The sequence below is a fragment of the Allostigmatella hybrida genome, from assembly GCF_020103775.1.
Taxonomy (GTDB): Bacteria; Myxococcota; Myxococcia; order Myxococcales; family Myxococcaceae; genus Hyalangium; species Hyalangium aurantiaca.
Genome location: NZ_JAHXBH010000037.1, coordinates 60273 through 68910, shown reverse-complemented (window position 1 = coordinate 68910; position 8638 = coordinate 60273). Strand labels below are relative to the sequence as shown.

9 protein-coding genes are annotated in these 8638 nt (G+C 68.8%); 1 reads left to right on the top strand and 8 read right to left on the bottom strand.

Annotated elements, in window-relative coordinates; genetic code table 11:
• Positions 1-322 precede the first annotated feature (322 nt).
• On the top strand, positions 323-886 hold the full coding sequence (locus KY661_RS33520) for an imm11 family protein (protein WP_225414061.1): 564 nt from the start codon (positions 323-325) through the stop codon (positions 884-886).
• A gap of 30 nt (positions 887-916) precedes the next feature.
• Here KY661_RS33520 and araH read toward each other — a convergent pair whose 3' ends face one another.
• The 8 genes from araH to xseB form a co-directional block, all read right to left on the bottom strand.
• On the bottom strand, positions 917-1867 hold the full coding sequence (gene araH / locus KY661_RS33515) for an L-arabinose ABC transporter permease AraH (protein WP_225414060.1): 951 nt from the start codon (positions 1865-1867) through the stop codon (positions 917-919).
• 11 nt (positions 1868-1878) lie between these two features.
• Positions 1879-3378 carry an L-arabinose ABC transporter ATP-binding protein AraG gene (gene araG / locus KY661_RS33510; RefSeq protein ID WP_225414059.1) on the bottom strand — a complete coding sequence of 500 codons (1500 nt, stop codon included), beginning with the start codon at positions 3376-3378 and terminating at the stop codon, positions 1879-1881.
• A gap of 22 nt (positions 3379-3400) precedes the next feature.
• On the bottom strand, positions 3401-4387 hold the full coding sequence (locus tag KY661_RS33505) for an arabinose ABC transporter substrate-binding protein (protein WP_225414058.1): 987 nt from the start codon (positions 4385-4387) through the stop codon (positions 3401-3403).
• A gap of 76 nt (positions 4388-4463) precedes the next feature.
• The gene (locus KY661_RS33500; protein WP_225414057.1) at positions 4464-5204 is read right to left on the bottom strand and encodes a TlyA family RNA methyltransferase; all 741 of its coding nucleotides are present in this window, start codon (positions 5202-5204) and stop codon (positions 4464-4466) included.
• Positions 5201-6952, bottom strand: a complete 1752-nt coding sequence (locus KY661_RS33495) for a 1-deoxy-D-xylulose-5-phosphate synthase (protein ID WP_225414056.1) — start codon at positions 6950-6952, stop codon at positions 5201-5203. Before KY661_RS33495 ends, KY661_RS33500 begins: the two co-directional genes overlap by 4 nt.
• The gene (locus tag KY661_RS33490; RefSeq protein ID WP_093522332.1) at positions 6949-7842 is read right to left on the bottom strand and encodes a polyprenyl synthetase family protein; all 894 of its coding nucleotides are present in this window, start codon (positions 7840-7842) and stop codon (positions 6949-6951) included. Before KY661_RS33490 ends, KY661_RS33495 begins: the two co-directional genes overlap by 4 nt.
• Positions 7839-8252: a response regulator gene (locus KY661_RS33485; RefSeq protein ID WP_075008354.1), complete on the bottom strand. Its 414-nt coding sequence runs from the start codon at positions 8250-8252 to the stop codon at positions 7839-7841. The genes KY661_RS33490 and KY661_RS33485 overlap by 4 nt, the downstream gene beginning before the upstream one ends.
• Positions 8253-8275: 23 nt before the next feature.
• On the bottom strand, positions 8276-8599 hold the full coding sequence (gene xseB, locus KY661_RS33480; protein WP_225414055.1) for an exodeoxyribonuclease VII small subunit: 324 nt from the start codon (positions 8597-8599) through the stop codon (positions 8276-8278).
• Between the last annotated feature and the right edge of the window lie 39 nt (positions 8600-8638).

Below are 8638 nucleotides of genomic sequence, written 5' to 3'. Positions count from 1 at the left end.
AGCGTTTCGCTCAGCTCGTCTGCGAGCACCCCGTCTTCCGCGAGTGCTTCGGACTTTTATGAGGGGATGCCTCAGGTGGGCCCCCTCAGAAGCGATTTTTGTTAGGAGTTCTTATGTCCTCCCTGCACTCCCACCAGATAGTGCAATCCTCGCTACCTCGCCTCGTCCCGAAACTCACGGCAGTCTCCATGCCCTGCATCGGCCAGCATCACGTGCTGGCACACGCCCCACTTCAGCGCTTCACGAGCTTGCCGATGCAACGGCGACCTGTCGAAGTATTGTGGTGTGCCGAACCCGCCAGCACCCGCGATAAATGGAGTCGATGCCCCAGCGTTTCTTCAGACTCTCCGACGATGTGAACGTCCCACACCGCTGGCACTTGAACACGCCGACGGACAGTCAGGGCCAACAGGTGGATGACAGGCAGTTCACATGCGGAACGCCTGTTCACATCACGGAGCGCTTGAGATTACCCATCGAGATCGCGGGCAATCCGCTGGACTACTCGGAAGCGAATGTTTTCCTCCCGGTAGTTCATGTCCGGCTCGCGGCCATGTTCTCTGAACTGGCTCCGGATGATGTGCAGTTGCTCCCCGTTGACATGGAGGGTCAACCAGATCAGTACCTCATCCTCATTGCCACACGCCTCATCCGCTGTATCGACGAAACAGCCTCCCGGATCCAGCTCTGGACCCATGAAGACGGACTCCCAGAGATGGTCGGTCGCTATGCCTCCGTACGTGACCTGCGCATCGACAAGGCCAAGGTGGGAAGCGCCCAGGTGTTTCGGTGCGAGGGGTGGACGGGCCCGCTGATCGTCTCCGGAGAGATCAAGAACGCCATGGAGCGCATGGGGGCCACAGGCACAAGGTTCCAAGAGGTCTAAGTCACGGGGAGCAAGTTCCGCGTCCGGGGATTATAGCCGTCGGCCCGTGGCGCGGGTGCGCAGGTTGTCGAGCAACACGGCGAGAAGGAGAATCACCCCGCGCACCACGTACTGGTAGAACGCCTGGATGTTCATCAGGTTCATCACGTTCTCCGCGATGCCCATGATGAGCACGCCCACCAGCACGCCAGAGATGGCCGCGCGCCCGCCCGCCAGGGACACGCCGCCCAGGACGCAGGCGGAGATGACCGACAGTTCCAGCCCCTGAGCCGCGTTCGGCTGGCCACTGGTGATGCGCGAGGACAGCAGAATCCCCGCCACCGCGCACAGCAGGCCCTGGAGCGTGAAGATCCAGATGCGGATGGTGCCCACGTTGACGCCCGCGAGGCGCGAGGCATCCGGGTTGCCACCAATGGCCAGCGTGTTGCGCCCGAACACGGTGCGATTGAGCACGAAGCCGAAGAGGGCGAAGCAGAGCACCATGACGAGCACCGGCACGGGGATGCCCAGCGGCGCCGTCAGCGCGATGTTGAAGTAGGCCTCATCATCCACGCCCACCGCGCGGCCGTCGGAGGCAATCAGCGCCGAGCCGCGGACGATCTGCATCGTGGCCAGCGTGGTGATGAGGGCGTTGATGCGCAGCTTGGCAATCACCACGCCGTTGATGGCGCCCACCACGACGCCGGCGGCCAGGGCCGCCAGGATGCCCAGAAGAAGGTTCTCGGTGCTGTTGGACACCATCACCGCGACCATGCCGGCGAAGGCCACCGTGGAGCCCACGGACAAGTCGAAGTCCCGCGAAGCCAGACACAGCATCATCGTGCAGGCGACGATGCCGATGGTCACCACGGACTGGAGCAGGCCGAGGATGTTCCGCTGCGTCATGAAGCTGGGCACGGTGAGGCACACGATGCCGAGGGCCAGCAGGAACAGGATGACGAGCCCCTGTTCTCCGAGCACGGCCCTTTTCAAGCGATCCATTCCCAATCCTCTCAAGCCGCCGTCCGGTCGGGCAGCGCTGCCGCCAGGATCTTCTCCTCGGAGAAGCCGGGGCGTTGAAACTCCGCGGCGATGCGGCCGCCGCACATCACCGCGATGCGGTCGCTGATGCCCATCACCTCGGGCAGCTCGCTGGAGATGACGATGAGTGCGATGCCCTGCTCCGCCAGGCCATAGAGCACCTCGTAGATTTCACTCTTGGCCCCCACGTCGATGCCACGCGTGGGCTCATCCACGATGAAGACCTTGATGCCCTGCTCGGACAGCCAGCGCGACAGGATGACCTTCTGCTGGTTGCCGCCCGACAGGTTCTCGATGGCCTGCTCGCGCGAGGGCGTGCGTACCCCGAGCCGCTGGATGAAGCGGTCGGCCATCTCCCCTTCCCTGCGCGTGTTCAGGATGCCGAAGGGCGAGAAGTGGCGGCGCGAGGAGATGGCGATGTTCGCCTCCACCGACTGGCCCTGGAGGATGCCGTCGGCCTTGCGGTCCTCCGGGCACAGCACCAGGCCCGCGCGCACCGCCTGCCGGGGGTGGTGGATCCGCACCGGAACCCCATCGATGCGCACCTCGCCCGCGGCGCGCGTGTCCGCGCCATACAGCAACCGCGCCAGCTCGCTGCGGCCCGCGCCCACCAGCCCGAAGAGGCCCAGAATCTCCCCAGCGCGCACCTCGAAGCCCGTGGGGGCCGTCAGGCGCGAGCCCTCCAGCCCCGATACGGAGAGCCGCACCGCGCCCGGCGTCCGGGGCCGCCAGCCCCAGATGTCTTGAATCTCGCGGCCCACCATCTCGCGCACCAGCGTCTCGCGCGTCAGCCCCTCCAGGGTGTCGTGCTGGGCCACGAGCCGGCCATCCCGCAGCACGACGCAGCCATCACACAGGCGGAAGATCTCATCCAGCCGGTGCGAGACATAGAGGATGACCTTGCCGGCCGCGCGCAGCCGGTTCACCAGCCGGAAGAGCACCTCGCTCTCGTGCGCGGAGAGCGAGGAGGTGGGCTCATCCAGGGCGATGACCGAGGCGTCGAAGATGGCCGCCTTGGCGATCTCCACCATCTGCCGGGTGCCCAGGGACAGGTCGGCGACCTTGGCCCGGGGATCCACCTCGATGCCCGCCTCGCGCAGCACCGCGCCGACCTTGGCGAACAGCTCCGCGTAGCGGACGACCCCGAAGCGGGACGGGAAGCGGCCCAGCATGAGGTTCTCGGCCACCGTCAGCTCTGGCACGAGCTGAAGCTCCTGGTGGACGACCGTCACCCCCGCGGCGATGGAGTCACGCGTGGAGGAAAAACGGTGGGCCTTTCCCCCGATTCGCAACTCACCCGTGTCGGGGGTGTAATCCCCCCCGAGAATCTTGATGAGCGTGGACTTGCCCGCACCGTTCTCGCCCAGCAGGCCGATGACCCGCCCGGGCTGCACCGAGAAGCTCAGCTCCTTGAGGGCCCGGACGCCGGGGAAGCTCTTGGTGATGCTCGTGAACTCGAGAAACGGTGCCATGTGCCTCCCACCGGCCCTGGGCTTACTGGAGGCCCAGCTCCTTGCGCACCGCCTGATAGGACTCGCGGGTGGCCAGCTTGCCGGAGGTGAGGATGAGCTTCTCCGGCTCCTTGTTCGTCGTCACCCAGTTGTACATGTTCAGGGCCGTCTCGTAGCCGTGGCGCTTGGGCGAGATGATGATGCTGCCGTAGAAGCCCGTGGGGCTCGGCTTCTTGAACTCGTTGATGGCCGAGTCCGAACCGCCGATGCCCACGGCGACCATGTCGGCGGCCTTCAGGCCCGCGGCCTCGGAGGCCCGGACGGCGCCGAGCACCGCCTCGTCATTGAGGCCAAAGGCCACCCACTTCTTGAGGCCGGCGTTCTTGTTGAGCACCACGCTGGCGGCATTGAGCGCCGCCTCGGTGTCGGTCTTGCTCTGGGGCGCATCGAAGATGTTCGAGGCCACGAACCCGTTCTGCTTCAGCACGGCGATGGCGCCCTCGACGCGGTCCTTCGCGGTGGGAAGCTGATCATACGAGACGCGGATGGCGCCCACGTCCTTCATGTTCCAGCCGCGCGCTTTGATCTGCTCCACGATGGCCTGCCCCACCGCCTCGCCAATCTTGGTGGCGGAGATGCCCATGTGCGGCACGTTCTCCAGCGGCTTGCCCTTGCTGTTCACCAGCCGGTCATCCACCGTCATCAGCTTGAGCTGGTTGGAGGTGGCGCGCGCCACCAGGCCCGGCCCCAGCTTCACGTCCGGCGTGCAGATGATGACGCCCTGAGCGCCCTGCGCCCCCAGGTTGTCGATGGCGGACAGCGCCTTCTCACCGTCCTCGGCGCCAATCTTCACCAGGGTGAAGCCCTTCTCCTTCGCGGCCACGTCCGCGAACTTCCACTCGTCCTGGAACCAGGGCTCCTCGGGCTGTTTGACGATGAAGCCAATCTTGACATCGGCCGCCGAGGAAACCGCCGACACCATGAGCACGGACATGGCACAGGCTCTGAACAAGTTCTTCACGAAGCGCATGTTTTCCCTCCAAGGCGGAACGGCTGTGAGACGGACTGTCAACCGCCGCCGGAGGGTAGTGCCTGAGAGGGATTAGTCAATCGCGGTGCGCGACGAGGAGCGCTTCCACGTTGCCCGCGGGCCCGGGCACGGGACAGTCCATCAGCCCGCGCACCGTGAGCCCCTGCTCCCGGGCAAAAGCCACCACCGCGTCGATGGCGGACTGGCGGGCTTCGGTGTCCCGCACCACGCCGCCCTTGCCGATGTTCTCCCGCCCCACCTCGAACTGAGGCTTCACCAGGGCCACGAGCAACCCGCCCTTCTCCAGGAACGGCAGCACGGAGGGCAGCACCTGCGTGAGCGAGATGAAGCTCACGTCGATGACGATGACGCCCGCCTTCTCGGGCAGATCCTCGGCGGTGAGGTAGCGCGCGTTGACGCGCTCGCGCGAGCGCACCCGCGCATCGGTCCGCAGCTTCTCGTGAAGCTGGCCGTACCCCACGTCGATGGCGTGCACGCGCACGGCCCCTTCCTGGAGCAGGCAGTCGGTGAAGCCGCCGGTGCTGGCGCCAATGTCCGCGCCCACCTTGCCGCGCACATCCAGCCCGAAGCGGTCAATGGCCGCCTTGAGCTTGAGGCCACCGCGAGAGACATAGGGCAGCACCTCGCCCTTGAGGCGCATCTCGGCCTCCACGGGCACCAGCGCCCCGGGCTTGTCCACGCGCTGGTCGCCCACCACCACCTGGCCGGCGAGGATGAGCGCCTGCGCCTTCGTGCGGGACTCGGCCAGCCCCCGCTCCACCACCAGCACGTCCAGGCGCTCCTTGCGAGGCTTCATCGTCCCATCTCCAGCAGGGCCCTCCCGGCCTGCCGCATCCCCGCGGCATCCAGCCCCAGCTCCGAGCGCTGTGTCCGCGCGTCCCCATGCGGCACAAAGGCATCGGGCAGGCCCATCAGCCTCACGCGCGGGGAAAGCCCCTGCGCGGCGTAGAGCTCCAGCACCGCGCTGCCCAGCCCGCCGCGAGTCGTCCCCTCCTCCACCACCACCACGTGCCCGCACGCCGCGGCCTCCCGCAGGGCGGGCGCATCCAGCGGGCTCACCCAGCGCGCATCCAGCACGCTCCAGCCGGGCTCGCCTTGTGCGGCCTCCAGCGCGGCCAGGACCAGGGGCCCCAGGGCCACCAGCGTGAGCCGCGGCGCCTCGGCCCGGCGCAACCAGCGGGCCCCCTGCACGGAGCCCGTCCCGGCCGCGTGCAGCTCCGGCGGCAGCGCGGGCAAGGTGCCCCGGGGAAAGCGGATGACGCTGGGCCCGGGCGCCGCGAGCGCGGTGGCCAGCATGGGCGCCACGTCCTCCCCCACCACCGGGGCCATCAAGGACAGCCCGGGCAGCGCCCGGAGGGACGAGACGTCGTACGTCCCCTGGTGCGTGGCGCCGTCCGCCCCCACGAGCCCCGCCCGGTCCACCGCGAAGACCACGGGCAGCCCGGGCAGGCACACATCGTGGACCACCTGATCGAACGCGCGCTGAAGGAAGGTGGAGTAGATGGCGCACACGGGCCGGGCCCCCGCCGCCGCGAGCCCCGCGCAGAAGGTGACGGCGTGCTGCTCGGCGATGCCCACGTCGTGCACGCGGTCCGGATAGCGGGCCTTCAGCGCCACCAGCGCGGAGCCCTCCAGCATGGCGGGCGTCACCACCACCACGCGGGGGTCCACGGCCATGGCGTCGTCCAGGGCGGCGGCGAAGGCCTCGCTGAAGGTGCGCTGGCCACCGCGCGAGCGCACGAGCTTCCCATCCCGCCACTCATAGGGCCCCATGGCGTGGCCGCGCGTCTGCGTGTCCGCCTCCGCGGGGGGAAAGCCGCGGCCCTTCTGGGTCATCGCGTGCACCACCACCGGCCGGGAGGACTGACGCGCCTCGCGCAGCACCGGCAGCAGCGCCCCCAGGTCATGCCCATCCACCGGCCCCAGGTAGGTGAAGCCCAGGGCCTCGAAGAAGGCGCGGGCCTGCCGGGTGCGCAGGAGCGCCGGAATGGCGCCCACGTTGGCCGAGATGGACATCTGGTTGTCGTTGAGCAGCACCACCAGCGGCAGGTGCGAGCCGCCCGCGTTGTTCAGCCCCTCGAAGGACAACCCCCCGGTGAGCGCCCCGTCGCCCAGCACGGCCACCACGTGCCCGGCGCGGCCCAGCTGGCGCCGGCCCTGGAGCATGCCGAGCGCGGCGGAGACGGCGGTGCAGGAGTGGCCCGCGGCGAGCGCGTCCAGGGGGCTCTCGCGCGGATCCAGGAAGGGCGCGATGCCACCGGCCTGCCGGAGCGTGCTCATGCGCTCGCGCCGCCCCGTGAGCAGCTTGTGCGCATAGGCCTGGTGCCCCACATCGAAGAGCAGCGCATCCTGGGGGGAGTGGAACACCCGGTGCAGGGCCACCACCAGCTCCACGGCCCCCAGGGAGGCCCCGAGGTGGCCGCCCACGCGGCCACACACGGTGATGATCTCCTCCCGGAGCTCCTCGCACAGTTGCGGCAGGCCGGACTCGGGAAGGCTCCGGACGTCCGCGGGCGAGAGAATTCGCGGGAGGAGCCCCGTCACGACCTCCGCTCCACCACGTAGCGGGCGAGCGCCGCCAGCGGCCCCCCCGCCCCTTCCAGCGGCTCCACGGCGGCCACGGCCTCGGCCACCTTGTCCGCGGCCATCTTCCGGGACGCCTCCATGCCCACCACCGCCGGGAAGGTGAAGCGGCCCGCGGCCGAGTCCGCCCCCACGGGCTTGCCCAGCGCCTCGGCGGTCGCCGTCACGTCCAGGATGTCGTCGGCGATCTGGAAGGCCAGGCCGATGGCATCGCCATAGGTGGTCGCCCGGGCGAGCGCATCCGCGCTGCCCCCGGCGCCCAGCACGCCCATGCGGCAGGAGGCCCGCAGCAGCGCCCCGGTCTTCATCCGGTGCAGGCGCGTGAGGTAGTCCAGGTGCGCGGGCCGGTCCTCGGCCACATCCAGCACCTGTCCGCCCACCATGCCCGCCGCGCCCGCGGCCTGGGCCAGCTCGCCGCACAGCAGCCCGCGGACCGCCTCCGGCCCCGAGCCCAGCAGCGTGAAGGCCTCCGTGAGGAGCGCATCGCCCGCGAGCAGCGCCAGCCCCTCGCCATACACCTTGTGGTTGGTGGGGCGGCCCCGGCGCAGGTCGTCGTTGTCCATGGACGGCAGGTCGTCATGCACCAGCGAGTAGGTGTGGATGTACTCCACGGCGCACGCCGCGTCCTCGACCGGGCCCAGCGTGGTGCTCTGCCGGGAGGTGGCCTCGGCGAACGTCAGGCACAGCACCGGCCGCAGGCGCTTGCCGCCCGCCAGCAGCGAGTAGCGCATCGACTCCGCCAGGCGCGGGGGCGTTCCCGCGGGCTCCAGCCGGTCGGCGCGGGCCTTCAACAAGGCCTCGACGCGAGCCTGCTGGGTGGCGAGAAAGGACTCCAGGTCAAAGGTGCTCATGAACGTTCACTCTCCTCGGGCTCGGGGGACGGTATCAGCTGACGGATGCGCAGGATGAGCTTGTTGAGGTCCAGGGGCTTGACGAAGTAGTCGGCGGCCCCCGCCTCGATGCCCCGTCGCCGGTCCTCCGGCTCGCCCCGCCCGCTGATGAAGACGACGGGGATGTCCCGGAAGCTCTCGTTCTTCTTCACCGCCTTGCACAGCTCGAACCCGTCGATCCAGGACATGTTCACGTCCAGGAGGATGAGGTGCGGGCGCCGCAGCTGCAGCGAGGAGATCAACCTCAGGCCGTTGGCCGCGCTCGACACATCGAAGCCTTCCACTTCGAGCGCCATCGAGAGCAGCTCCCGCGTGTCGCGGTCGTCATCGACGATGATGATTCTGGGATTCTCGGTGCTGGGCTTCTCCATGGCACTCCCAGGAGGGGCTTCCCTCAAAACGGAACATCGTCTTCGGGGGGACTTTTCGCCGCGGAGGGCTTGGGGACCGCCGCGGAAACGGGACGGGCGGCGGCGGCCAGGGGGGCGACGGTGTCCCGCCCCTCCTCGTCCACCAGGAGCTGCTCGATGCGCTGCTCCGCCTCGTTGAGGAGCTTCTCGCCCCGGCGCACCAGGCGGATGCCCTCCTCGAAGGCCTTGAGGGACTCCTCCAGCGACAGCGAGCCGCCCTCCAGCTTCACCACCATCTCTTCCAGCCGGGACACCACATCCCCGTACTGCTCCGGTGCTGGCTCCTCCACCACCTTTGACTTCGCCACGTCCGACTCCTCCACCACCGTGAAGATTGGGCGCGGGAC